Below are 24,756 nucleotides of genomic sequence, written 5' to 3'. Positions count from 1 at the left end.
GCGGGATCAGGCGTCTTCGCGCATCAGTTGTTCCACGGCATCCACCACATCCTGCACGGTGCGCACTGCGCGGAAGGTTTCCGGTTTAATTTTACGGCCGGTACGTTTTTGCAGATGAACCACCATATCGACGGCATCAATGCTGTCGAGTTCGAGATCTTCATTCAGACGTGCCTCGGGATGGATATCCTCAGGCGCAATTTCAAACAGGCTGGTCAGCAGCGAAGCCACTTCCTGATAGATCTGTTCTTTGTTCATCATAAGGTTGTCTCCGCTTTCAGCCGCGCTGTTGGTTGACGAACGCAGCCAGCGTCGCAACAGAGAAAAAGTGGGCGCGCAGGGTTTCACTCTCAGCGGACAGCGCCACGCCGTAGCGATTTTTCACTGCCAGGCCAAGTTCCAGTGCATCAATCGAGTCCAGCCCCAGTCCGTCGCCAAACAGTGCAGCGTCGGTCTCTATATCATCGGGACTGAGATCTTCAAGGTTCAGCGTGTCGATAATCATCTGTTTGATATCGTTAATTAATGAATCCATACCGGTTTTCGTCTTACCTGTTCTGGGGGACCAGCGCCTGCTGTAAATGGCGGGTCAGGCGACGCGCGGCCAGCGGCTGCGCGTCGGGATTGCTTTCACAAAACGACTGACTGTCGATTCGCGTTTGTACACGCACGGTAAACAGTGGTTTAACCGGCGGAATCTGATACCAGCGGCTCTGTTTATCGAGCATACGCTGGCTACAGGTGATGTGAACCACACGCAGATCGCATCCGGCGCGCACCGCAATATTGGCTGCCCCGCGCTGCAGAGTCAGTGGATGACCGTAGCGGGTGCGGGTGCCTTCCGGAAAGATCAGGATATTGTCGCCGCGCGCCAGTCGCTGCTGGCTGTCCGGCAACAGCGTCTCCGCTTCACTGTTGATCAGATAGTCCGCGGCGCGGATCACCCCACGCATAAAGGGGTTCTTTTGCAGATCGGCTTTAACCAGACAATCCATCTCTGGCAGTACCGAAGCGATCATCACGTAGTCGATCAGTGATGGATGATTAGCGACAATCAGGCATCCGCGATCCTGTTGCAGCAGCTCTGCGCCTTCAATCCGGTAGTCATAGACCCCGGTCATCCGGCAGAATCGCAGAAAGCAACGGAAGCTAAAGGCGATAGCGCGTCGGGCCAGCAGGCGGCGGCGCAGCGAATCGCGTTGTACCAGCAGCAGCAGGTTGAAGCCAATCAGCGACAGCAGCAGTCCGCCTATGCCAAACAGCGTAAAACTCACCGCCGTCATCACCAGCCGCCAGCAATAGTTCATGCGGCTGCCGGTGTAGTGCGCCGGTTGTGAACAATCAGCCATGATGAATCTCCCAGTGCCATGTCAGGCGTTCGCCCGGCAGGCTGAAGGTGGGCGATTCCGCCAGCCACTGCTGCAGAAAGCGCAGGCTTTGCGGTAACCCTGTTTCTGCCCTCTCCTCTCTGCCAGCACGGCCAGTGCAGTGCAGCTGGTCGCCCGGGCGCAGCAGCAGCGCCACCGCATAGGGAAAGTTCACACGCTGTTCCGGCAGCCACGGCAGATAGTAGTCAGGCACGATGCCGTCGAAATCAACCAGCAGTACCTGCTGATAACCCGCCTGATGCAGCGCGCTGACTTCGATCAATCCCTGCTGAAACGAGTCGACTCCGGCGGCGATTGAGGTGGAGACCAGTGGTGCTTTGGCTGCAATAGTCAGGCTGCCGACCGCCGAATTGTGAACTGACATGGCAAAATCCGTGGGTGACATTGACTGCTGATCGGCCAGCGTAGTGAGGATACGCAGATTACGTTCCAGTTCACCATGACGACTGGTGAACACGATAGCGTCAACCTGCTGACGCGCGAGCAGCGCCAGCCCACACTCTACCGCCGCACGACTGCCGCCGCTCAGACGACGTGCAGTCATCATCGGTAAAAATTGCGGCTTTGCCATCGCCTCTTTAGGGTCTATGACGATGCCCTGTTGCGCCCAGTGCTGCCAGCCCTCGCCCCCGTGTAATCCCGGAGCCAGAGCCTGCCAGTCGACCAGTGAGTAAGCGAGTCTCATCTCAACACTCTTTTTGTCATATGTGTGGCATCGGCGTTTATCGGGGCGTCATCCCGGCCCTCTGCAAAAAAAGTGCGTCCGGGAAACCCTCTGCCGATTCCGCATCAGGCCTTCACGGTAGAGGGTTACTCAGTGGTTCAGCAATAGCAGCTCATCTGATTTGTCGGCCGGCTGCCGGAGATCTTTATGCTTTGATCGGCTGTCGACACATCATTGCGACAGCGCACGCATTACTGAGCGGCAAGAGCAGAGAGTCGTAACTGAATATCCTGATCGAGATTGGCAATCCAGCGGTTGTAGTTATTGTGGATCTCGCCCTGCTCCGCTTTCAGGTTCTCACTGCTGACATAATCGATGCGGTAGTTCTGGCTGGTATACGTGATGCGAATAGTCGCCACGAAATCACGCTGAGCCAGACGACCATTGATCACGCCAGGCGAAACGGGAGTCATCACCCATTTCCGGCCAATACCCGCTTCGATGATCGCCAGTTTCATCTGGTTGTCGCTGTAACGCTGAGTGAGCGTTTGATTCACGTTATGAATCGGCGCAGTGCGCGCACAGCCGGTTAATAACGCAGCGACCACGGCCAGCGTGCAAATAGTTTTTTTATTCATGATGAATCCCTTCTTTTATTTTTATATCAGTAAGTTAAACGGATAATCCGTCTCGCGCAGGCTAAGCTTTCAGTGCGCTTTTCCGTCTGGCTGGCTTAAAACCCGCGCATGATACCACCGAATGTAAAGACAGGTAAGCAGAAGTATGCATGGGTTTTAGGGGGTTATTTGGGGGATTAAAGCGGGGAATATGCGCAGTCGCCGCGACAGCGCAGAGGCCGATCCCGGCCGCAGAAACTCTGGCTGCGGCTGGATCGGTCTGGGGATTACTGTGTGGAGGCGGGTGTCCAGCCACCGCCCAGCGCGCGGTAGAGATCGATCTGCGCCAGCAGCAGGTTATTTTTGACAGTCACCCGATTCAGCTGCGTTGAAAACAGGGTGCGCTGCGCATCCAGTTCATCCAGATAGGAGGCGTAGCCGTTCTGATAGCGATTGCGGGCAATGCGCAGCGCCTCCGTTACATAGGCTTCCTGCTTTTGCAGCTCCTGAAGTTGTGCCTCACGCTGCCTGATAGCGTCTATTGCATCGTTAACTTCCGAGAAGGCGTTGCGCACCACTTTTTCATAGCCATAAAGTGCCTGATTTCGCGTCGCCATTGAGACATCCACCTGCGCCGTCAGCGCTTCACGGTTCAGCAGCGGTGCCAGAATGCTGCCGCCCACGCTCCACAGCCGGAACGGATCATCCGCGAGCTGGTGCAGAACCGAACTCTGCAGATTGCCGGTCGCAGTGAGGTTAAGCCCAGGCAGCAGCTTAGCGCGCGACGATGCCAGGCTGGCATCTGCGGCCAGTAACTGACGCTGAGCCTGCACAATATCCGGACGGCGATTGAGTAGCTCTGATGGCAGCAGTGACGGCATCCGCTGCGGTGAAATCTGGTCAAACTGCTGACGACGGGCGATGCTGCGCGGGTTCATACCCACCAGAAGGCTCAGCGCATTCTCCTGCTGGGTGATCTGGTGCTGCAACTGAGGCATCTGCGCTTTAGCCGACTGATATTCCGAGGCGGCCTGCATCCACTCCAGCCTGGAGGTGTAGCCGGTTTCAAACTGACGCTGTGCCAGCTTCAGCGAATTGTTGCGGGTCGCCAGCGTTGCCTCCGTGACCCGCAACTGCTCATCCAGCGCGCACAGGTTGAGATAACCTGACGCCACCGAACTGGCGATGGTCAGCTCGGCGGCAGACGCAGCGGCCTGCTGCGCCGCTAGACTCGCCTGCGATGCTGTGATGCTGCTGCTGCGTGCTCCCCAGAGATCGACCTCGTAGTTCGCCTGTAATAAGCCCTGAAAAATATCGGTTTCATAGGGCTGGCCCGTCACTGACGAGAGCGTACGCTCACGGGTCGCGGCCACACCGGCGCTCAGGGTCGGAAAGTTATCGCCCTGCGTGGCGCGCAGCTGGGCGCGATACTGGTCAACCCGGGATCGCGCCGTGAGGATATCGGGGTTATTGCGCAGCGCCTGCGTCACCAGCCGGTTGAGATTTTCATCATGAAAAGCGCGCCACCACTCCGCCTCCGGTGCAGCAGATGGCCCGACACTATTGCGCCAGGCGTCAGGGATCGGCAGAGAGGCCGGTGCCTTTTCAACCTGCGTGGCACAGCCGGTCAGAAGGAGTGCCAGTGCGCTTACCATTAAGCTGCGCCGCATCATGGCGCACCCTCACCGGCGGGTTGTGCGGCGGTGTCGATGTTGACTTCGACCGACATACCCGGGCGTAACTGATGCATATCCTGGCCATTGATGCGGATGCGAACCGGAATGCGCTGCGCAATTTTAACGAAGTTACCGGTGGCGTTGTCGGGCGAAATCGCGCTGAACTCTGAGCCTGCGGCCGGAGAGATAAATTCAACCTGACCCGTAAAGCGTTTGCCATCCAGCGCATCGACCCGAATCGTCACCGGCAGGCCAGGACGAATATTTGCCAGCTGGGTCTCTTTCAGATTCGCGATAATCCATTTGTGATTAGGCACCACCGAGGTCAGGCGCGTACCTGCCGTGACATAGGCGCCGGTGCGCACCGCCAGCTGGCCGAGCTGGCCATCATCGGGCGCGGTAATCCGGGTATTCGCCAGATCGATCTCCGCCAGCTCCAGCGCGGCGCGGGCGCTGTCGACATCGCCTTTCAGCGCGTCACGGTTAACGATGACGGTTTGCAGATTCTGCTGGGCGACGGCGATCTGCGCCGCAGCCTGACGAACCTGCGCCTGCGCCTGGGCGTCTGCGGCCCGGGCGGCGTCGCGCTCACGCACTGACAGGGATCCATCCGCCGTGAGATTTTCGACACGCTTCAGATCGAAGCCGCTTTTCAGCGCCTGTGCTTTGGCATTCTCCAGTGCCGCTTTATTGCTCTGAATGGTCGCTTCTGCGCTGCGACGCTGCTGCAGGTTATTGTTCAGCGCCGCCTGCTTCATCGCCAGCTGCGCCTGCGCCTGATGCACCCGCTGGCGATAGATACGGTCGTCAATCGTCATCAGCAACTGCCCTTTTTTCACCGGCTGCAGATCGATCACTTCGACTGAGGTGAGATAGCCATTAACCTGCGGGCTGATAAAGGTCACCTGACCGCGCACATAGGCATTCTCGGTGCTTTGTATTGCGCTGGTGAAGGGCCAGAGTTGCCAGGCGTAAAGAATAACCAGTACACCAATCACCACAATGCCGCTACCTGCGGCGATAGAAAGAATACGGCGGCGATTCGCGCGTTCGCGTTCCGCCGCCTGAAGCTCATCCTGCTGACTCATTGTTTCTCCGTTGATTCCTGTAATGCGGCCAGCTGTTGCTGCTCACGCAGGTTAAATTGCGCCTGACGCCAGTCAAGATAACGACGACGTGTCAAACGCCAGATCACCCACATCAGGGTGACCAGTGCCAGCGCAGCGGTTAACAGGTAGGTGTCGTTATAGGCGAGCACGTTGGCCTGCAGCGTGGCGATTACCTGTAACTGGCTGGTGCTCTGCGCGCCGCGCAGAACGTCGTCACCCACCAGCGAATTAAACAGCGCATTATACTGGCTGAGCCGTTCGGTGACGTTGGGATCGAGCAGTGAGAGCTGATCGCCCAGCAGGCTGGAGTGATATTTTTCCCGCCAGACCTGAAACGTGCCAAGAATAGCCGAGCCGATCAGCCCGCCGAGGTTCTGACTCATGCCAAACAGCACCACGAAGCTCACCAGATTTTTCGGCTGAGTCACCACGCTGCCAATGCCCATCAGCATCGCGGGCGCCATGAAAAAGGCGCTGCTGAAGCCCAGCAGAAACTGGCTGAAATACATATTGCTGGCGCGGGTCAGTGGACTGGATTGCGCATCCATCAGCGAGGCGATAATCATCACTACCAGCGAGGTAACAATCGGCCAGTTGAGATGATTGGGCTTGATAGTCAGCGCACTGGCGGCGATGCCCGCAATAACCCCGGCCATGATCGCCAGCGCCAGACCGCGCATTTGATCGTTCTGCAAGCCAATCTGCTGCAGAAAGCCGATTGCACCGGTGTTCTGTTCCGCCAGTACGATACGGATCATGATCATCACAATGCCCAGCCGCACCATCATGCCGCTGCTGAGCCAGCGGGTATTGATCAGCGGGTTGCGCCGGTTATGCTCAATGACGATCGCAGCGACAATCAGCGTCAGGGCGATCGCGGTACAGATACCGAGCCAGGGCGTGGTAAACCACCACTCAATACGGCCCAGCGTCAGTACGCCGCACAGCAGCGCCATACCGGGTGCCAGCAGGATAAAGGTGACGAAATCCATCTTTTCAAAGGTTTTGATGCGATCGCCCGGTGGCAGTTTCACCAGCAGTACCCCGCCCAGCGCAATCAGCGCCAGACCGAGTTCAAACAGATAGAGACCGCGCCACTCGTTGAGCTGCAGCAATTCCGAAGAGAATAAGCGGGCCAGCGGGATAGCCAGTTGCGATACCGTCAGGCCAATCACCAGCGCTTTCAGCCGATGTTTCGCAGGCCAGGCCTGTACCTGATAGTAGATGCCCAGAGAGCTGAGCGCCGCAGCCACCATACCGTGAGCGGTGCGCACAATGATTGCCGAACTGAGATCGTTGGCGAAGAGATGGAAAAACGCCACCAGTACATACAGCACCAGAAACGCCTCGGTAAAGACACGCAGGCCAAACTGCTGGCGGAATTTCACCAGCAGCAGGTTAATAGAGATGTTGCCCATCACGTAGACCGCGGGCAGCCAGGCAATCTCATTCGACCAGGCACCAAAGGTACCCTGCAGGTTGACCAGATTCGCCGTGACCAGCGCGTTACTCAGCGCACCGGTCAGCGAGATAAGTAAACCGATCAGGCCAAACGCCAGGCGTTTTGGCATCGGATGCAGCGGCGTCGAGGGCGATCCCGGCAGCATCGGTTTTTCGTGCGGCAACCACTCGCGTGCAGCGTAGGGATTTCGCTTTGCCACTGCTACATACTTCCCATGCGGCTCAGGAGTTGTTGCAATACGCGCTCGGTCACGGCCAGATCCTGAGGGTCAATATCGGCCAGCATTTCAGTACGGAGTGCGTCAGCCTCGGTTTTCACTTTGGCGAACGCTTCGTTACCCTTATCAGTCAGCACCAGGTGACGCTTACGTCGATCTTCTGGCGGCTGTACCCGCATCAGCAGTGACTGTTTCACCAGCCGATCCACCAGCGGTACCATGCTGGCATCTTCCAGCCCCAGCAGCTGTGCCAGCTCGGTCTGGGTCATGCGTTGCGGCTCACTGGCAATCAGCCCGATGGCCATCCAGCTGCTCATGCTTAAGCCGCTATCTTTAAGGTGACGATCCACCGCCAGGCGCCAGGCATGTGCGGTCAGATGCAATAAGTGGGTAAAGGTACGCGTGTGCTGAGACAAATGTTAGCAGCCTAATAGTAAGAGTTCTAATTGAGTGGTGACGTTATTATACGCAAAGCGAAACGCCAATGAAAAGCGTCCGGTCTGTTAAAAATTAGTGGATCGCGGCAGAATGTCCAGAGGCCGCAACCGGGAGCCGGATAACATGAAACAGGCATCAGCAAACTGGGTCGATCTGCGCCGTGACGCCGTCAGCGGTATTGAGGCGCTACGCGCCCATTTTACCGGACACGCCTATGATCCTCACTGGCACGACAGTTATCTGATTGGCGTGACCGAGCAAGGTGTACAGCAGTTTCATTCGCGGCGCAAACAGCATCAGAGCCGACCAGGCACGGTCTTTATGCTGGAGCCGGAGGAGCTGCATGATGGTGATGCCATCAACGAAAGCGGTTTTACCTACCGGATGCTCTATCTTTCGCCGCAGCAGATTGCGCAGCACCTGGCTCCGATGCTGGCTGATAAACCCTCACTGCGTGAGCTACGTTTTGCCGTCACGCTGCGCGACGAGCGTCCACTGGCTTATGCCGTCTGGCATGCGTTCGATGCGCTGTGGCACAACCATCCCGCCATCATCAAAGAGGCGGCGCTGGACCGGATGTTTGGGCAGCTCATCCCGCACCGGCAGTGGTCACTGCCCGCTCAGCCCCCGGATAAAGATGCCCGGCTGGCACTGCAGGCGCGTGACTGGCTGATTGCCCATCATGCGGATAATCCCGGCCTGGAGCAGATGGCGCAGCACCTGCAGGTGGATCGCTTCCGGTTATCGCGCCTGTTCCAGACTCACTGGGGTTTACCGCCCCACGCCTGGCTGGTGCAGTGGCGGCTGAGCCAGGCGCGTCGTCAGCTGGCGCAGGGCCAGCCCGTCGCCGATGTGGCAGCCGCGCTGGGTTTCGCCGATCAGAGTCACCTGGGCCGCTGGTTCAAACGCGCCTGCCAGCTTACCCCTTCCCGTTATCAGCACGCCTGCACAAATCTTCCAGACCTGGGTTAAGCCACTTGCCACAATGCGTTTTTTTAGTCAGGAGAAGCGCAATGCAAGACCCACGCTGTGTAATGATACTCAATGCCGCTCTGCCGCCTGGCAAAGCCACCAATGCTGCCGCCGTGATGGCATTAACCCTGGGACAGCGACATCCGGCGCTGGTTGGCGACACCCTGGAGGATGCTGAAAGGCGCCCTTCTCCCGGTTTGATCACTACCGGGATTCCGGTGCTGGCCGCGACTGATGAACAGCTCAGTGCATTGCGGGAACAGTGCGAACAGGCTGAATACGATCTGGTGCTGTTTCCGGAAGAGGGTCAGACCACCACCGATTATCAGGCGCTGAGCGCCGTCCTGCGACAGCAACCGCGTCAGCAGTGGCGCCTGCTGGGCGTCGCCATCGTCGGCGATAAAAAAGCCCTGCGAAAGCTGACGGCAAAACTGGCGCTATTCAGCTAATCTTTTTGCGGGAAGCTGGTCATGGCTTCCTGTTTTTCCCCTCCCGCCCCTCGGCCCCGCCGTTTGTACAGGTTACTTGTACAGCTTTCGTTTCGGAATAGTCCTTATAAGCTGCTGATAAGTGTCAAATAGCACACTTTGTTAAAGAATCCGATTGTACAGATTGGGCTTCATTGTATAAGTTTACTGCCACGAGTTGTCATGCGACTCTGTAACGAATGATGCACTTGCGTCGCCTCTGAAGGTGTCAGTGGATTTCCACCTTCAGAGGTTATTTTTTCTGTTCAATTTGTGACACTGGTACCATCGCATCTGTCCATGCGGTGGTTTTTTTGATCGCTTTTGTCCTGACATCCGAACCGGAATCGGGCTGTTCTGAAGGGCTTACACATGCAATATATTCTTCCCCGGACCAATCAGGAAATTGCTGATTATTTTAATCCTGCCGCCAATAAACCCGCCAGCGAGATGGAGATGCTGGGTATCCTGGTTGCAGAAATTTTGCAGTCAGGCATGCCAGTGAACAATAAAGCGATTATCTCAAAGCTTATTCATCGGCTGGAGCTGGAAAGCGACAGGGAATTACTGGATATCTACCGACAGCTGCTTGAACTGGTGGTCCATAAAACCCCGGACGATTTTTCACTGTAGCATCGACTCCACGGAGGGAGTCATCCGCCTTTTTCTGGTATCTTCGCCAGTCGCCCGGTACTATCTGCCCCTCACTGTTTATCCTGATCTTCCCGCCCCTCGCGCGGGAGCAAAATAACTAAAGAGCCTGCAATCCTTTATGACTCAAACCAATGATATTGCCGCAACCGACGTTGTGGCGGGCGATATCAGTGTAGGGCGCGTTCTGCGTTCGCCTGCGCTGCTGACCCGCGAATGCCTGGCCGGGGTGATTACCGCGCTGGCGCTGATCCCTGAAGTGATCTCCTTTTCCGTTATTGCCGGTGTAGACCCTAAAGTCAGCCTCGTCGCCTCGGTGGTGCTCTGCCTGACCCTGTCGATACTAGGCGGACGTCCGGCGATGGTAACAGCGGCTGCGGGTTCAGTGGCGCTGGTTATCGGGCCGATGGTCCATCTGCATGGCGTCGAATATATTCTGCCCGCGGTGGTGATGGGCGGCGTCATTCAGATTCTGTTTGGTGTGGCTGGTCTGGCGCGCATGATGCGGTATATTCCCCGTTCGGTGATGCTGGGATTTGTGAATGCGCTCGGGGTGCTGATTTTCTTTGCTCAGGTGCCGCACGTCTGGGGACAGTCATCACTGGTGTGGATCTTCTTTGCCGTCACACTGGCTATCGTGCTGTTGTTGCCGCGTCTGATAAAAAGTGTTCCTTCACCGCTGGTTGCCATTGTGGTAGTGACTGCCGTCGCGCTGTTAATGGGCTATCGCATGCCGAACGTGGGCGATGAAGGGCCGATGAGTCCCGGTCTGCCCGGTTTTAACAGCCTGCTGGTGCCACTTAACCTGCAGACCCTGCAGATTATCTGGCCCACGGCCCTGAGCATCGCCTTTGTCGGGCTGATGGAGTCACTGCTGACCGCCAAACTGGTCGATGACCTGACCGATACCCCATCCAGTAAGCGTCGCGAATCCTGGGGCCTGGGCGTGGCGAATATTCTGGCGGGCTTTTATGGCGGTATCGCCGGGTGCGCGATGATAGGTCAGACCATCGTCAATGTTGAGCTGGGCCGGGCGCGCAGCCGGGTCTCCACCGTGGCCGCCGGTCTGGTGCTGCTGTTACTGGTGACCGGACTGAGCCGGATTATGGCGCAAATCCCGATGGTGGTACTGGCCGGGATCATGATGGTGGTGGCCGTGAAAACCGTTAACTGGCATAGCCTGCAACCCGCTACCCTGAAACGTATGCCGTGGTCAGAGACGCTGATTATGGTGCTGACGGTAGCGGTGACTGTCTGGACAGGTAATCTGGCACTGGGCGTTCTGGCTGGGGTAATCCTGGCTATGCTGCTGTTTGCCCGCCGTATTGCGCACGTTATTCATGCGGAGCGTCAGCTGAGCGAAGATGGCGAGTCGGTGCGCTATGTGGTGCGCGGCCCGCTGTTTTTCGCCAGCAGCAACGATCTGTTTGAGCATTTCGATTATGCCCATGACCCTAAAAAGGTCACTATCGATTTAACGCACGCGCAAATCTGGGATGCGTCCAGCGTCGCGGCGCTGGACGGCATTGAGTATCGCTATCAGCGTTATGGTGCAGAGGTGACCATTGAGGGGCTGGATCCACGCAGCACGGACTTCCATCAGCGTCTGACCGGTAATTTCGGCTAAAAACGCCGTTCTGCTGCCTCTCCGGCAGCAGAACTCACTCAGCCTGTTGCCGCCGCGCGCGGTAGCGGCCAACCATGGTAATCAGCGCCTGGTAGATTAAACCGGCGTAGAGACTTGTCAGAATCGCCAGACCAGGCTCTTTGCCCTGCTGATGCCATGACATAAACCACATGAATACGCCCCACAGTACAGAGAACACCAGCCACCCGCGGACGAACTTCATCATGCCATTCATAACAACTCCTCTTAAATGAAGCGCTACCTTAGCGCGCTCCGGCCTGAAACGCATTGCCAGCATGCACGAGTTGCGAGGCGTCTCAAATAATCGTCGACAATTTGCCATGCGTATTGATGATTTAGTCCTGTCCGGGCGGTTTTGTTGCAATTCTCTATACTCAACGTTCCGCTTACCTGATCGGGGAATTACGATGAAACGTACTGCTTATCTGTTATCCACACTGGCTATCCTCGCCACGCTTACGGCCTGTGCACCGCCGCCACCGGGCAGAGATGCCCCGCCACCGCCACCACCTGGCGGGCAGCAGCCGGTGGGCGCACCCGGCGGCAGCGGCCCGGCAGGACAACCGCAGGCCTGACATTATTCTGCCAGCCTGCGTTGCGGGCTGGTTAATGCCGGAAGGCGCAGCCGCAGGCTGACATCTCACCCGGCAGCACTTTGCCTGCGTGAGAGTGACGCCGCTGTAATTGCTCCTGCTCTTCAGCACTGCTGTTGCCTGCCTGCTGTCCCAGCCAGCGATCCAGCGCGCGGCCAGCGATCTGCCGGATGTCAGGTGACCAGCTGGTAAGATGCCAGGTTGAGCTGCGGGCTTCTTCACTATCGCCAAAACCTGCCACTGCCAGATGGATACCCTGACCAAAATCCCGAATCGCCTGCATTGCTCCAAAGGCCATCAGATCGCTTTCACAGAAGAGTGCCTGGATACGCTCAGCAGCACGTGTCTTTTTCAGGTAAGACATCATCGCCTGATAAGCGCAGTCACGATCATCACTGCCCACAGTCAGTTCGGCGTTCAACGCCGTGCCCGCCGCCAGCAGGGCGGCGCGATAGCCCTGTTTTTGCGCCAGTTCGCCTGGCTGAGCCTGCATAAAGCCAAACCGCTGATGCCCCTGTTTAAGCAATAATTCCGCTGTCACCTCACCCGCCCGCAGTGCATCCGCCTGCAGTTCAGGCTCAGCGTCAATCTGAAGCACTGGCAAATTGCAGGCATCAGTAACGCGGTTACCGGGGAGTAACAGCAAACCACGCAGCCCGAGTGGTGTAGCCTGCCGGATGAGTGCGGTCAGTGTGACGTCGGTTTCGGCACTCAGTAGCACCGAGATAACACCGCGCGCGTTAAGCTGGCGCATCACTTCGTCCAGCATTTTTTGTTGATACGGATTGAGCAACTGGCTGGCGATAACACCGATAACCGGAGGGACCGCCGGTTCAGTTAAGTCAGGTGTGGAAGGTGTAATCATTGGCATTAATTCTCTGCGACGGCAAACAATAGCCACCACAATACGGTAAACCACAACGTTTCAACAGGTTACAGAGTTCGACACAGGCCGCAAAAATGAGTGAAATCGGATGTAATTGGGATGGATCGGCAGAAACCCAAAAGGGATAAGGCTGGCGTTAACGTAGATGCAGGAGAGGGACCGGGCAGCAGGAGTTGAACCCGCATCGTCAACCCGTTAAGAGTTGCAGTAATACCTTTATACCATGCCCGAATGGCGTGCCTGGAAAAGCCGCGCTGTGTGAACAAGAAGCGTAGTACGACTCTCTGACCAGACAAGCGCAAGCGGCAGGTATTTTTGCAACCGTCGTATGAAATCAAAAAAGAGGTGCCGCCGCCTGTAGGCATTGATTATTCAGCTAACCTTAAGTTTCAGGCAGCCTGTTCCGACCGGGACTTATGGCCAACATTTTGCAGAGGTCAAGACTATGCCGTCAGGACAATTTTACGTGGTTGATCAACCCGAACTGAATTTTACCGCCAATTATCATATTGATACGGTTAATGATAAACCCTACCCCTCGCGCATGGTACTGGAGATCCGGAAGCAGTCACAGCCGACTGAGGCCTTTGATGATATCAGCATCGGCCATGAAGTGACCTTTGTCTCTTCCAGTGGTGAGGCGCAACGGATGGTGCTGGTAAGTGACACTGATGATGAGCTGGTGTTCAGCTCCCGGGGCTGATGCCGGCTTATACCGCTAAACAGAGGTTGCAGTCGCCGTATCCGCCAGATAGCAGGCACAAAAAAACCGCCCTTGGGCGGTTACGACATTACTGCATATTGCTTTTATTTTATTAGATTTTCTTCGGCAGAAATATGGTGCCCGGGGCGGGACTTGAACCCGCACAGCCTTACAGCCGAGGGATTTTAAATCCCTTGTGTCTACCGATTTCACCACCCGGGCAGGGTGTAACTGGAGGCGCGTCCCGGAGTCGAACCGAGGTACACGGATTTGCAATCCGCTGCATAGCCACTCTGCCAACGCGCCTTAAACTGATGTGCCGTCAGGTTAACCTGACCTGCGAATCTGGAGCGGGAAACGAGACTCGAACTCGCGACCCCGACCTTGGCAAGGTCGTGCTCTACCAACTGAGCTATTCCCGCAATTCAGCAATTTCGTCGAACCTGCTGATTTTATTTATCTTCTGGCAGCCTGGCTGCCGTTCGATGCGATGCATTCTACTTAGATGACGCAATGAGTCAATAAAATTATCCTCACAGCGCGTCCGTTTGCTGCTTTTTAAATCGTATCGATCACGGTTCGAGCAGATCACCGCGCGCGGCGCTTAAATACTGGAACATAGACCAGAAAGTCAGCACGGCAGCAATGTATAACGCCACCACACCAATCGCCACGACGGTCGCATCAGGACGCCACAGCAAGGCAAACAGTGAGAACATCTGGGCAGTGGTTTTCACTTTACCAATCCAGGAAACCGACACGCTGCTGCGTTTACCAATCTCCGCCATCCATTCACGCAGCGCAGAGATAATGATCTCGCGTGCAATCATGGTGGCGGCGGGCAGCGTAATCCACCAGGCGTGGAAATATTCCGCCACCAGCACCAGCGCAATGGCCACCATCACTTTATCCGCTACCGGATCGAGAAACGCACCAAAGCGTGTCGTCTGCTTCCAGCGGCGCGCCAGAAAGCCATCAAACCAGTCGGTGATGGCAGCAAAAACAAAAATCAGTGCAGTCGCCAGCGGCGCCCAGGTGAACGGCAGATAGAAAGCCAGCACAAAGAACGGGATGAGCACGACTCGAAACAGGGTGAGACACGTCGGAATGTTTAATTGCATATGCCGGTAACTGTCTGGATATAGGTAGAATTTAGCCTATGTTCCTACATTGCCCCCCCCGTTTCAATGCTAGTGTTTCAACGAGTAGTATATTTTTTCTGCCAGAGCATGTGAGATACCGGGTACATTGGCGATCTCCTCCACCGACGCGTTCATCAGCGGTTGCAGGCCCCCCATGTACTTAAGCAGTTGCTGACGCCGTTTCGGCCCCACCCCTTCGATGCTTTCCAGTGCGCTGGTGTTCTTTACTTTGGCCCGTTTTTTACGGTGGCCTGAAATGGCATGATTGTGAGCGTCATCACGAATATGCTGGATCACATGCAGCGCTGGCGCATCGGGTGGCAGCGAAACGCCCTCACCTTCCGCTTCAAAGAACAGCGTCTCCAGTCCGGCTTTACGATCGCTGCCTTTCGCTACGCCGAGTAAAATCGGCCGGCTTTTGTCCCAGGGCACATCCAGTTCCGCGAAGACCTGCTTCGCCTGAGACAGCTGGCCTTTACCGCCATCGATCAGAATCACATCCGGAATCTTATCTTCTTCAATGGCTTTACCATAACGGCGGCGTAACACCTGATTCATGGCGGCATAGTCATCACCCGGCGTAATGCCGCTGATGTTGTAGCGACGATAATCGGCACGCAGCGGACCATTCTGGTCGAACACTACACAGGAGGCGATGGTCTGCTCACCCATGGTATGACTGATATCGAAACACTCCATGCGTTTAATTTTGTCCAGCTCAAGAAACTCCGCCAGCGCCATCAGCCGCTGATGAATTGTGGAGTGCTGTGACAGCCGCGTGGTTAACGCCGTCGCGGCGTTGGTGCGCGCCAGTTTGAGATAACGGGCGCGATCCCCGCGCGGCTTGCTCTGAATACTCACCCGACGTCCGGCCAGTTCACTGAGCGACTCAGCCAGCAGTTCACGCTCTGGCAAGGTGAAGTCCAGCAAAATATCGCCAGGCAGCGTACGTGCCTCGCTGCCCTGCAGGTAGAACTGCCCGACAAAGGTCTGAACGACCTCAGCCAGATCGGTATCGACGGGCACTTTCGGGAAGTAGCTGCGGCTGCCTAACACTTTGCCCTGACGGATAAACAGCACGTGGAGACAGGCCATGCCCGCTTCATAAGCCACACCCATCACATCAAGGTCATCACCCTGATTCGAGACAAACTGCTTTTCGGTGATCCGTCGCACAGCCTGAATCTGATCGCGCAGGCGTGCCGCCTCTTCGAAACGCAGGCCCGTGCTCGCCTCTTCCATCCGTTTGACCAGCTGGTTGAGAACCTGATCGTCTTTACCCGCAAGGAACAGACGCACGTAATCGGTCTGCTGCGCATACTCCTCCTCACTGACCAGTCCCGCGACACAGGGACCCAGACAGCGACCAATCTGATATTGCAGACAGGGCCGGGAGCGATTGCGGTAGACGCTGTTTTCGCACTGGCGGATAGGGAAAACTTTTTGCAGCAGCCCCAGCGTTTCACGCACCGCATAGCCGTTGGGGAACGGGCCAAAGTATTCGCCTTTGGCATGCTTTGCACCACGGTGCATCGCCAGTCGCGGATGGGTATCGCTGCTAAGAAAGATGTAAGGGTAAGATTTATCGTCGCGCAGCAGCACGTTGTAGCGCGGCTGGTAGAGCTTGATGTAGTTATGCTCAAGCAGCAGCGCTTCGGTTTCGGTGTGGGTTACGGTGACATCGATGTGCTGGATATTACTAACCAGCGCTTCGGTTTTGCGGCTGCCGACCTGAGTGCGGAAGTAGCTGGTCAAACGCTTCTTCAGGTCTTTGGCTTTGCCCACATAGATGACGGTGCCTGAGGCGTCATACATGCGGTAAACACCGGGCTTGCTGGTTACCGTACTCAGAAAGGCTTTGGAATCAAAAACGTCATTCACTACTGATTAACGGCTCCGCATTATAGAGGCCATGTCGAATGGCCAGATGCGTTAACTCTACATCGCCACTGATATTCAGCTTGCTGAACATCCTGTAGCGGTAACTGTTAACGGTTTTAGGACTGAGATTTAACTGCTCGGAAATTTCCGTCACCTTTTGTCCACGGGTGATCATCAGCATAATCTGCAATTCCCTTTCCGACAAACAGCTGAAGGGGGATTCCGCTTTTTGTGGCTCAATCTGGCTCAGCGCCATCTGCTGAGCGATATCTGAAGCGATGTAGCGCTGTCCGGCATTGACCGAGCGAATCGCATTGATCACCTCCTGCGGCGCAGCCCCTTTACTGAGGTAGCCTGCAGCCCCCGCCTGCATCACTTTCGCAGGCAGCGGATTTTCCGTGTGAATGGTCAGCATGATGATTTTGATATCGGGATTGTAACGCACGATTTTGCGCGTCGCCTCCAGTCCACCGATGCCCGGCATGTTCATATCCATGAGGATCACATCAACCTGATTGGCACGGCACCACTTAGCGGCATCCTCGCCACAGTTGACCTCTCCGACCACGGCCAGACCTTTGACATCCTCCAGGATGCGACGGATTCCGGCACGGACAAGTTCATGGTCATCAACAAGAAGCACACTGATCAACGGGGAAACTCCAGAGGCTAAAAAAAGAGGAATCAATTAACGAATACAGGCGATAATCATACCCGCTTTTACCTCAAAAGCACATCAACAAAGCAAAACAGTCGACGCTTCGCATAACGATTTCCAGCCCCGTGCAGCCAGCAATAACAGAGATTTCTTACAACCGACAGGCGTACTGAATAATCCTTAAACTCTTACTATTTCATGGTATTAACATCAGACTTTGCTGTGCCTTATCGCTGCAGGCCCTTGTGATATCTGGCCCGGCAACACCTGTAATTACTTTCAGCGATTGATTAGTTGTACTGGACAAACCAGCTGTTTATAGCGAAGCGAACCGGCTGCTCCAGCAACTTACTGACCCTGTGATATACTCACGCACTGCTGTTCGGACAGATTGCCGACATATTGTCATTCACCAAGGAGAAACGCATGAGCGATGAAGATTTTGCAACTTCGCAGGAAGCCCGGAAATTAGCGGATGAAATCGCGGGTCTGAAGATGATGATCACCCTGATCCTGAAAGGTATGGGCCAGGCTGATGCCGGCAAAGTGATTATCAACATGGAACGCTATGTACAGACGCTGGGCGACAAGCCTCAGGCGGAAGTATTCAGCAATACCATTAAGCAGATCAAAACAGCCTACCGTCAGTAAGCTTGCTTGCCCCCACAGCCGCGGGGGCAAATTAATTAACTGTGCGCCTGCCAGTTAACCGAAACGCCCAGCGTAGGCAGTACCTCTTCCGGACTAAAGCGCCGCGTTCCCCGATACTTTTCAGCCAGCGCTGGCTGAACCACCGGAATACGGATCGCAAACAGATTATCTTCTGACAGAATAAGTCCCGGCGTCAGCGGCTCATACACCACCTGATGCTCTTCAAACATCTTCTCCAGCATCGGCGTTGCCGAACTGATGATGTATTCCATACCGTTCAATTCTGCCAGCTGCACGGCGTGCCAGAGAATATTCAGTGGCAGCTCAGCGTCCACATCCAGCCGTGCCGAGAAGCGCGACATTTCCCACACTTTCTCATGGCTGAAAGGCAGTACGATGCCTTCACTCAGTTCAGGTTCGAACCAGGGCATCAGACGCGCACAGCCGCTGATGCCCTCCCGCGCATTCCATGCGATCAGCCAGGTGACATCTGAACGATCGTAGCGATCATATTCCTGTCCTGGCGTGCTCAGACGTGGCGGAATTGACCACCCTTCGCCGCGCGCAAAGACGCTGTATCGGTAGCTGCCGAGTTCGGCAAGCAAAGAGGATGGCATATCCTTTAATTGCGTTTGCACTATTTTCATCATGCGCCTCTGACATCCCCATGTTTGCAATGATTTCTTTGCGCCAGCCTGGCAAAGTCCCGGCGCAGAATAGACAACAGACCTGTGCAAAGGAACAGCTAAATGTAGCCGTTGCTTTAAGTTCAGATCAGTCCGATTGCCGCTGCATAGCAGGCAATCTGCGTTTTATTGGAAACATTGAAACGCTTTTGCATATTTTTTTGGTGAAAGTTAACGGTATGTTCAGAGATGGATAAAATAAGTGAAATTTCGACCGCCGTTTTTCCTTCGGCTGTCCATTTCAAAATTTCCAGCTCGCGCTGACTAAACTCTTTTTTTAGTACCATCATTGCATCATCGCTAAAGCGTTCCAGCGTATCCAGACTTAGTTCCGCTAAAAGGTGTAGTTTCACCTCCAGCTCAGCATGGCAGAGCTGGACAGAAATGGGCTGTTGCGACGATATAGATAATATACCAATGACGCGATTTGGTGCCATTGCAGAGCAAGAAAATCCGCTCTGCAGCCCATATTCTCTCGCCTCACGCCACAAATTGCCGGCGTCAGCGAACAGTTCCTCCGTCCACGCCATGCCTCTGCCCGGTCGCTGACACAACCTGAGCACCGGATCGACAGCGTAATAATTCTGCTTCTCATAGCGTTTAACCCATAATCTGGGATAGGTGCTATGTAAATGAATGCGCGGTCGGTTAAAAGGCACCGGGTGCTGAATCAAAAAGGCAAAATAATCGAAGCCTAATGATTCAGTAAATTGTTGCAATAACGGCTTCAATTCAGAAGAAACCGTTAATGCCTGAAATTGTTCTTTCGCTTCATGTCGCCAGGCGAAATAATTTTCAGTGCTCATATTGCCTCAGCGTTAATTTCACTCGCCCTTCCGGTAATATTCATTCGGATTCATCGGATAAAATAAATTTGCACAAGAAAATTAATTTATCGTTCAGGACGAATCTGTCGCGATCTACAGCGCATTTAACCTTTCACCGTTGGAGCGGAGTGAAAAAGTGTTCCTGCCTTTACAAGGTGAGGCCGATCACAGCAATTTCAATCACCCCAGGAGAATAAGATTTTTCTGATAGGATTTCAATCCCTGACCTCCAGTGCAATTTTATCTCAGACCCGAAACGTCTGCTGAAAATATTGAATCGCGATGCTGATTGTTGGGTAAATAACGAGTAAACAAGGCGTTAATTACTCTTTTATAAGCGAAGCGGCAGTGACAAATTTCTGACATATTTTTCGTCAGGAAATAAGCCCGGCTCTCTCTTTGCAGCATCAGGATCGGTTTCGTCAGACGTCCCCGCAGCCCCTGTGGCGTCTGTTGAGGCAGCTAACCGGCATGCTGCCCGCGCCACGCGCTTGCCGGTGACAGACCTGTCCCGGTTTTCCGAGGCAGCCCTGTAAGCGTAACGATGTGCTGTTTAATAAACCTTTTCTGGTCTCCTCTACCCGACCATGCTCTGTGCCCGTCGATTCACATCCTGCTGGTTTATCCACTTATCTGACTGCAAATACCTGATCCAGGACAGCGCATTCGTAAAAGTCTCGTTTACTTACTTTGCTGTCTGACCGCAATACGTGGCGGAGATCACTATTTACGGCGTAATGCTCAGCACTGACTCTATTTTAATCAGTTAAATCACTTTCCCGATAGTCACGCAACTAAATCATCTGAAAATAAATTTGCAGGTAAAATCCGTTCTTTTCTTAATCACGCACTTTTTTATTTATGCGATACCTTTCCCTTATTTCTGCCAGCGCAATCATGAAATAATTTCATCATGCCGCCAACAAGCGCTGAGCAAATGACGCTGAGAATCTGCACAAGGGTTTTATCCCGCAGGCATCGTTTTATTCTTACAAATGGCCCTGAAATCGGTTTTTTTAGGAGCATCCAGACCTGTTGTCAGACTATTTCAGTAAGGGATCAGGTTCAGCAATGATAACTGGATGGGTTTTACTGGCACCATAAGAACATTTCTTAATCAAACACGGTATTAATCCTGTCTGATGATTTATCGGCAGTAGCCTGCACCTCGCATACCCAGATGAAAATGTGAGGCGTGAGCGGCGTTATAGTCCGGCCCCAGCGCATTGCCGAATACCTCACAGCCGCCACGCCACAGCGTATGAAGCATTGCCGCTTTTTCTTCCGGCTGTTGCCAGTGACGACTGACCTCAAGCCGCTGGCCATCAGCCAGCTGAAAGCCTGTCACATCCCAGGCATCGGCGGTGGCATGTTCACTGAGCCGCCCCTGGGCACGATGATAAATATTACGGCAGGCGTAACTGCCGACATGGGTAATTCGTACCAGTGGACTGTGCATCTCTCTGGCGGTCTGTTCACGACTGCGCAGAGCATACATGGTGCTGGCGACGGCCATAGGACAGCTGGCCAGAAAGCTGCTGCTGAGGCTGACCGGGCCAAATTTCTGAACCCGCAGCGGATGACTGAGCGGACAGTGACCCGTGACGTCCGGACGCTCGCTGAAGCTGACCCAGCCCGCCTGTTGAGCGCGGCGCATCACCGCCAGACATGCGTCGGGATCGCTGGCCAGCCTTTTCATCTTAATCTGCGTCATCCAGCCCGGCGGATCGGTAACAGAGAGTGGCGTAAAGGGATTAAACTGCGGCGGCAGATGCTGCTTAAGCCAGGGTAAGCTGACCCATCCCAGCGCAAGCAATAGCAAAAACAGGATAAGCGTGCGCATAGTCCCTCTCGCAGCATGATGATTAGCAAACAAAAAGTGTAGAAGCCCATCGCCCTTCACGCCGCCTGACTGACATAACGTGATGAATAATTACCCAGGCTGACGAAGGTTTGAACAAAATCGCGCTTTATTGCCGCTTCCGGGATGGCAGGCATCACAATTGGTAAAAAAGCGTTACCCGATTCCGGCTCTCTTCCTCTATCTTATGCCGACTTGCCCTCAGGCAGACGCCTTGACTAACAGCCAGCAGAGCTGAACACAACATCACGACAGGAAAGACAATTCTATGGTTGATCAATCTAAAGAAACCGCAAGCACCCACGAAACGCCCGATAAACTCCAGCGCAATCTGCACAATCGTCACATCCAGCTGATCGCCATTGGTGGCGCTATCGGTACCGGCCTGTTTATGGGCTCAGGTAAAACCATCAGCCTGGCTGGCCCCTCGATCATTTTTGTCTATATGATCATCGGTTTTATGCTGTTCTTTGTGATGCGCGCCATGGGGGAGCTGCTGCTCTCCAACCTTGAGTACAAATCCTTTAGCGATTTTGCCGCTGATCTGCTTGGCCCGTGGGCGGGCTACTTTACCGGCTGGACCTACTGGTTCTGTTGGGTGGTAACCGGCATTGCCGACGTGGTGGCAATCAGCGCCTATTTCCAGCTCTGGTTTCCGGGCTTCTCGATCTGGATGAGCGCCCTGCTTTGCGTGGTGGTTTTTCTGGCGCTCAATATTGCCACCGTCAAGCTGTTTGGCGAGATGGAGTTCTGGTTTGCGATCATTAAAATCGTCGCCATTGTGGCACTGATCGTAACCGGGATTGTGCTGGTATCGATTCACTACCCCTCACCGGGCGGCGGCACAGCGTCACTCAGCAACATCTGGGATCACGGCGGCATGTTCCCGAAAGGCCTCAGCGGCTTCTTTGCCGGCTTCCAGATTGCGGTGTTTGCCTTTGTCGGCATTGAACTGGTGGGCACGGCAGCGGCTGAAACCCACAATCCGCATAAAGTTTTACCGCGCGCAATTAATGCGATTCCGTTGCGGGTCATTATGTTTTACGTGCTGGCGCTGATGGTGATTATGGCGGTAACGCCCTGGACCCAGGTGATGGCCGATCGCAGTCCGTTTGTTGAGATGTTCGTTCTGATTGGTCTGCCTGCGGCTGCGAGTATCGTTAACTTTGTGGTGCTGACTTCTGCCGCCTCCTCAGCCAACAGCGGCATCTTCTCCACCAGCCGTATGCTCTATGGCCTGTCGCAGCAGGGTGTGGCCAGCCGCGCCTTTGGCCGACTCTCTGCCCGTGCGGTGCCGACTACCGGCCTGTTTTTCTCCTGCCTGTGCCTGCTGATTGGTGTGGCGTTGATCTACCTGATCCCGGATGTAATGAAGGTCTTCACGCTGGTGACCACCGTCTCGGCCATTCTGTTTATGTTCGTCTGGACCATCATTCTGTGCAGCTATCTGGCCTACCGTAAAAAGCATCCGCAGCGCCATGCGGAGTCGGCATTTAAGATGCCGCTGGGCAAATTCATGTGCTGGGTCTGCATGGCATTCTTCGCATTTGTGCTGGTGCTGCTGACGCTGCAGGAAGATACGCGCCAGGCGCTGATGGTTACGCCACTCTGGTTTGCCCTGCTGGGTGTCGGCTGGATGCTGCGTAATCGTCGTAGCCGCTAATCGGTAATATCATGAAAAAAGCCCGGTCAGATGACCGGGCTTTTTTTTACAGGCGATCGCCCAGCGCAGAGAAAATGGCGGATAAAGAGGGGCGTTCATAAGGTATGCGCTGCGGCCGGGGATCGGGCTGCTGAGGCGTGCCCAGACCAAAGGTGAAGGTATACTTATCGCCTTCGCCCATGCGCAGGTCGGCAATCGTCGTCTGCCCGTCCTGCTCACGCAGTGCGTAGAAGCCGTGGCTGAACCAGGCGACACGTTCTGCATACCAGCTGCCCCGAAAGGCGTCGAACAGTTCAGGATGACGCGGATACCACGCCACCTGCAGTGGTCGTGAGGGCGACAACAGCGACCAGTAAACTTCGCCATAGCGATCCGGCGTCATAATCACGCTGCGCCATACCAGCGTATTAAAGGCCGTGGGCGTCACCAGCACTTTATTGTCCGGAATACCCTGCTCCGCCAGCGACGCTCTGATCTGCCAGCCTGCGACGCCCTGAATCACCACGCTCCAGACCAGATAAAGGGTACTCAGCATCAGCCCGAGCCGGTTTCCGCGCAGCCCTTTATCACTGCGCCGCCAGAGCGCGATGCCCAGGCCTGCCAGCAGCGGCAGGGTATAGAGTGGATCGACGATGTAGATACTGCCGATGGCATAAGGATAATCGGTGATCGGCAGGCCAAGCTGGGTGCCATACACCGTCATCAAATCGAGCAGCGGATGGGTAATCAGCGCCAGCCAGATGGCAGGCCACCATGCTGCCCACTTCACCCGCTGGCGAAACAGACCCGCCACCAGCCATGCAATCAGTGGCGAGAGCAGCGTGAGCCAGAGCAGCGCATGCGTTTCCGTGCGATGCAGGGTCATGTTGCGTATCGCATCGCCATGATCAAGAAAGACATCGAGATCGGGTAAGGTGCCGCAGACGCCGCCCACCAGCGCGGCCTGCCAGACCGGCACCCGACGTCCCATCACTGCGACACTGACTGAGGCACCCAGCACCAGTTGCGAAACAGAATCCATTGATTAACTCCGTACCTGAACCGTGGATGTATCCTGAATTAGCGTACGCGAATCCCTTCGATGATCATGCGCTGCACGTTATCAACAGCCTGATCGAAAAACGCCGGATCGCTGAGCGTCTGGCCGGTAACGGCCTCAACCTGAGTGGCAAAATCGGCGTAATGCTGCGTGGTGGCCCACAGCATAAAGATCAGATGCTGCGGCTGTACGCCCGCCAGTCGTCCTTCATCAATCCAGCGTTCAATAATTGCCGCTTTGTCATCCACCAGCTGCTTAAGATCGCCTGCCAGCTCCCCTTTCAGAAGCGGAGCACCCTGCAGCATCTCCAGACAGAAGAGCCGGGAAGCCTGAGGATGATCGCGCGACACTTCCAGCTTCAGCCGGATGTAGCGCCGAATCGCGACCAGTGGATCCTGATCGTGCGCCAGCGCGCGCAACGGTGCCAGCCAGACATCCAGAATCTGCTTAAGCACGGCCACATAGAGCACTTCTTTAGAGGGAAAATAGTAGAGCAGATTGGTTTTAGAGACATCGGCCAGTTCGGCCACCTTATCGAGGCTGGTGCCGTGAATGCCAAACTGTGAGAAGAAGGTTAATGCCGCTTCCAGTATGGCGGCCCGCTTCGCTGCGACCGCACGCGAACGTCGCGTTGGCTTTTTTTCATCGGTATTCACACGTTTACCTCATCCTTCTGGTGTCAGCGCATCATAGCAAAGGGATTCATCGCTGCCCAATCCGCGCCCTGCACCTTTTTTGCTCAGCCTGCATGGAAAACGTGCAGCGAATTTTGACCAGACGGTCTGAAATGGACCAGTTACTCCACTTACCTCTTTCGGGTTAATTTTAACTCACTGTTATATAAAACATTAAAAAAA

General features: G+C 55.1%; 27 protein-coding genes and 4 tRNA genes. 8 read left to right on the top strand and 23 right to left on the bottom strand.

The window, feature by feature from the left end:
* Positions 1-6: 6 nt before the first annotated feature.
* The 9 genes from ACMGGP_RS06025 to ACMGGP_RS05985 all read right to left on the bottom strand — a co-directional run bounded on the left by ACMGGP_RS06025 (position 7) and on the right by ACMGGP_RS05985 (position 7,549).
* Entirely contained in the window at positions 7-261 is a 255-nt protein-coding gene (locus tag ACMGGP_RS06025) for an acyl carrier protein (RefSeq protein ID WP_498798266.1), read from the bottom strand.
* Positions 262-277: 16 nt separating this feature from the next.
* A complete protein-coding gene (locus ACMGGP_RS06020; protein WP_010669816.1) occupies positions 278-535 on the bottom strand; it encodes a phosphopantetheine-binding protein in 258 nt (85 codons plus the stop codon).
* A 13-nt stretch (positions 536-548) separates the two neighbouring features.
* A complete protein-coding gene (locus ACMGGP_RS06015; RefSeq protein WP_022625895.1) occupies positions 549-1,349 on the bottom strand; it encodes a lysophospholipid acyltransferase family protein in 801 nt (266 codons plus the stop codon).
* On the bottom strand, positions 1,342-2,073 hold the full coding sequence (locus ACMGGP_RS06010) for a beta-ketoacyl synthase chain length factor (RefSeq protein ID WP_045140532.1): 732 nt from the start codon (positions 2,071-2,073) through the stop codon (positions 1,342-1,344). Before ACMGGP_RS06010 ends, ACMGGP_RS06015 begins: the two co-directional genes overlap by 8 nt.
* 230 nt (positions 2,074-2,303) lie before the next feature.
* On the bottom strand, positions 2,304-2,690 hold the full coding sequence (locus tag ACMGGP_RS06005) for a hypothetical protein (protein ID WP_010669813.1): 387 nt from the start codon (positions 2,688-2,690) through the stop codon (positions 2,304-2,306).
* Positions 2,691-2,956: 266 nt separating this feature from the next.
* On the bottom strand, positions 2,957-4,324 hold the full coding sequence (locus tag ACMGGP_RS06000; protein ID WP_498798265.1) for an efflux transporter outer membrane subunit: 1,368 nt from the start codon (positions 4,322-4,324) through the stop codon (positions 2,957-2,959).
* A 14-nt stretch (positions 4,325-4,338) separates the two neighbouring features.
* A complete protein-coding gene (locus ACMGGP_RS05995) occupies positions 4,339-5,433 on the bottom strand; it encodes an HlyD family secretion protein (RefSeq protein ID WP_010246464.1) in 1,095 nt (364 codons plus the stop codon).
* Positions 5,430-7,115 (bottom strand): MFS transporter, encoded by a 1,686-nt coding sequence (locus tag ACMGGP_RS05990; RefSeq protein ID WP_029518976.1) that lies wholly within the window; start codon positions 7,113-7,115, stop codon positions 5,430-5,432. The genes ACMGGP_RS05995 and ACMGGP_RS05990 overlap by 4 nt, the downstream gene beginning before the upstream one ends.
* A 2-nt stretch (positions 7,116-7,117) precedes the next feature.
* Positions 7,118-7,549, bottom strand: a complete 432-nt coding sequence (locus ACMGGP_RS05985) for a MarR family winged helix-turn-helix transcriptional regulator (RefSeq protein ID WP_010669811.1) — start codon at positions 7,547-7,549, stop codon at positions 7,118-7,120.
* Between the two features lie 145 nt (positions 7,550-7,694).
* Between ACMGGP_RS05985 and ACMGGP_RS05980 the strand changes: the two genes are divergently transcribed.
* The 4 genes from ACMGGP_RS05980 to ACMGGP_RS05965 all read left to right on the top strand — a co-directional run bounded on the left by ACMGGP_RS05980 (position 7,695) and on the right by ACMGGP_RS05965 (position 11,288).
* Positions 7,695-8,543, top strand: coding sequence for an AraC family transcriptional regulator (locus tag ACMGGP_RS05980; RefSeq protein WP_498798264.1), 849 nt, complete (start codon positions 7,695-7,697; stop codon positions 8,541-8,543).
* A 41-nt stretch (positions 8,544-8,584) separates the two neighbouring features.
* Positions 8,585-8,992: a DUF2000 domain-containing protein gene (locus ACMGGP_RS05975; protein WP_010246471.1), complete on the top strand. Its 408-nt coding sequence runs from the start codon at positions 8,585-8,587 to the stop codon at positions 8,990-8,992.
* Positions 8,993-9,382: 390 nt separating this feature from the next.
* Positions 9,383-9,643, top strand: a complete 261-nt coding sequence (locus ACMGGP_RS05970; protein WP_010246474.1) for a biofilm/acid-resistance regulator YmgB/AriR — start codon at positions 9,383-9,385, stop codon at positions 9,641-9,643.
* A 139-nt stretch (positions 9,644-9,782) separates the two neighbouring features.
* On the top strand, positions 9,783-11,288 hold the full coding sequence (locus ACMGGP_RS05965) for a SulP family inorganic anion transporter (RefSeq protein ID WP_022625901.1): 1,506 nt from the start codon (positions 9,783-9,785) through the stop codon (positions 11,286-11,288).
* Positions 11,289-11,322: 34 nt separating this feature from the next.
* Here the strand turns inward: ACMGGP_RS05965 and ACMGGP_RS05960 are convergent, their stop codons facing one another.
* Positions 11,323-11,514 carry a DUF6404 family protein gene (locus ACMGGP_RS05960; RefSeq protein ID WP_498798263.1) on the bottom strand — a complete coding sequence of 64 codons (192 nt, stop codon included), beginning with the start codon at positions 11,512-11,514 and terminating at the stop codon, positions 11,323-11,325.
* 202 nt (positions 11,515-11,716) lie between these two features.
* On the opposite strand from ACMGGP_RS05960, the gene ACMGGP_RS05955 reads away from it, so the two are divergent.
* Positions 11,717-11,884, top strand: coding sequence for a hypothetical protein (locus tag ACMGGP_RS05955; RefSeq protein WP_010246480.1), 168 nt, complete (start codon positions 11,717-11,719; stop codon positions 11,882-11,884).
* Between the two features lie 31 nt (positions 11,885-11,915).
* On the opposite strand, the gene ACMGGP_RS05950 is transcribed toward ACMGGP_RS05955, so the two are convergent.
* Both ACMGGP_RS05950 and ACMGGP_RS05945 read right to left on the bottom strand, forming a co-directional pair.
* The gene (locus tag ACMGGP_RS05950) at positions 11,916-12,767 is read right to left on the bottom strand and encodes a substrate-binding domain-containing protein (protein ID WP_498798262.1); all 852 of its coding nucleotides are present in this window, start codon (positions 12,765-12,767) and stop codon (positions 11,916-11,918) included.
* Between the two features lie 179 nt (positions 12,768-12,946).
* A tRNA-OTHER gene (locus ACMGGP_RS05945) sits at positions 12,947-13,019 on the bottom strand.
* Positions 13,020-13,254: 235 nt separating this feature from the next.
* On the opposite strand from ACMGGP_RS05945, the gene ACMGGP_RS05940 reads away from it, so the two are divergent.
* Positions 13,255-13,491: a hypothetical protein gene (locus tag ACMGGP_RS05940; protein ID WP_010246484.1), complete on the top strand. Its 237-nt coding sequence runs from the start codon at positions 13,255-13,257 to the stop codon at positions 13,489-13,491.
* 135 nt (positions 13,492-13,626) lie between these two features.
* Here ACMGGP_RS05940 and ACMGGP_RS05935 read toward each other — a convergent pair.
* The 6 genes from ACMGGP_RS05935 to uvrY form a co-directional block, all read right to left on the bottom strand.
* Positions 13,627-13,713 (bottom strand) — tRNA-Leu (locus ACMGGP_RS05935).
* Positions 13,714-13,723: 10 nt separating this feature from the next.
* Positions 13,724-13,797: transfer RNA gene (locus ACMGGP_RS05930), tRNA-Cys, on the bottom strand.
* 40 nt (positions 13,798-13,837) lie between these two features.
* Positions 13,838-13,913: transfer RNA gene (locus ACMGGP_RS05925), tRNA-Gly, on the bottom strand.
* A gap of 150 nt (positions 13,914-14,063) precedes the next feature.
* Positions 14,064-14,612, bottom strand: a complete 549-nt coding sequence (gene pgsA / locus ACMGGP_RS05920) for a CDP-diacylglycerol--glycerol-3-phosphate 3-phosphatidyltransferase (RefSeq protein WP_010246604.1) — start codon at positions 14,610-14,612, stop codon at positions 14,064-14,066.
* Between the two features lie 69 nt (positions 14,613-14,681).
* Complete coding sequence (uvrC, locus tag ACMGGP_RS05915; protein ID WP_010246606.1) at positions 14,682-16,514, bottom strand: excinuclease ABC subunit UvrC; 1,833 nt, start codon at positions 16,512-16,514, stop codon at positions 14,682-14,684.
* Positions 16,507-17,157, bottom strand: coding sequence for a UvrY/SirA/GacA family response regulator transcription factor (gene uvrY / locus ACMGGP_RS05910; protein WP_250488757.1), 651 nt, complete (start codon positions 17,155-17,157; stop codon positions 16,507-16,509). The genes uvrC and uvrY overlap by 8 nt, the downstream gene beginning before the upstream one ends.
* 441 nt (positions 17,158-17,598) lie before the next feature.
* Between uvrY and ACMGGP_RS05905 the strand changes: the two genes are divergently transcribed.
* Positions 17,599-17,823 carry a DUF2594 family protein gene (locus ACMGGP_RS05905; RefSeq protein WP_003849983.1) on the top strand — a complete coding sequence of 75 codons (225 nt, stop codon included), beginning with the start codon at positions 17,599-17,601 and terminating at the stop codon, positions 17,821-17,823.
* Positions 17,824-17,858: 35 nt separating this feature from the next.
* Here ACMGGP_RS05905 and ACMGGP_RS05900 read toward each other — a convergent pair whose 3' ends face one another.
* The 3 genes from ACMGGP_RS05900 to ACMGGP_RS05890 form a co-directional block, all read right to left on the bottom strand.
* On the bottom strand, positions 17,859-18,461 hold the full coding sequence (locus ACMGGP_RS05900; RefSeq protein WP_498798261.1) for an acyl-homoserine-lactone synthase: 603 nt from the start codon (positions 18,459-18,461) through the stop codon (positions 17,859-17,861).
* 131 nt (positions 18,462-18,592) lie between these two features.
* Positions 18,593-19,315 (bottom strand): autoinducer binding domain-containing protein, encoded by a 723-nt coding sequence (locus ACMGGP_RS05895; RefSeq protein WP_191919030.1) that lies wholly within the window; start codon positions 19,313-19,315, stop codon positions 18,593-18,595.
* 1,168 nt (positions 19,316-20,483) lie between these two features.
* The gene (locus tag ACMGGP_RS05890; RefSeq protein ID WP_010669801.1) at positions 20,484-21,179 is read right to left on the bottom strand and encodes an extensin-like domain-containing protein; all 696 of its coding nucleotides are present in this window, start codon (positions 21,177-21,179) and stop codon (positions 20,484-20,486) included.
* 286 nt (positions 21,180-21,465) lie between these two features.
* Between ACMGGP_RS05890 and cycA the strand changes: the two genes are divergently transcribed.
* Positions 21,466-22,860, top strand: a complete 1,395-nt coding sequence (cycA, locus tag ACMGGP_RS05885) for a D-serine/D-alanine/glycine transporter (RefSeq protein WP_022625909.1) — start codon at positions 21,466-21,468, stop codon at positions 22,858-22,860.
* 46 nt (positions 22,861-22,906) lie between these two features.
* Here the strand turns inward: cycA and ACMGGP_RS05880 are convergent, their stop codons facing one another.
* Both ACMGGP_RS05880 and rutR read right to left on the bottom strand, forming a co-directional pair.
* Positions 22,907-23,881 (bottom strand): metal-dependent hydrolase, encoded by a 975-nt coding sequence (locus ACMGGP_RS05880; RefSeq protein WP_163851133.1) that lies wholly within the window; start codon positions 23,879-23,881, stop codon positions 22,907-22,909.
* Positions 23,882-23,919: 38 nt separating this feature from the next.
* Positions 23,920-24,555: an HTH-type transcriptional regulator RutR gene (rutR, locus tag ACMGGP_RS05875; protein WP_003849991.1), complete on the bottom strand. Its 636-nt coding sequence runs from the start codon at positions 24,553-24,555 to the stop codon at positions 23,920-23,922.
* Positions 24,556-24,756: the final 201 nt, after the last annotated feature.

Source organism: Curtobacterium sp. BNK-1, assembly GCF_048685235.1.
Lineage (GTDB): Bacteria > Pseudomonadota > Gammaproteobacteria > Enterobacterales > Enterobacteriaceae > Pantoea > Pantoea agglomerans.
The sequence above is the reverse complement of the archived record's forward strand: the minus strand, read 5'-3'. Positions and strand labels throughout refer to the sequence as shown.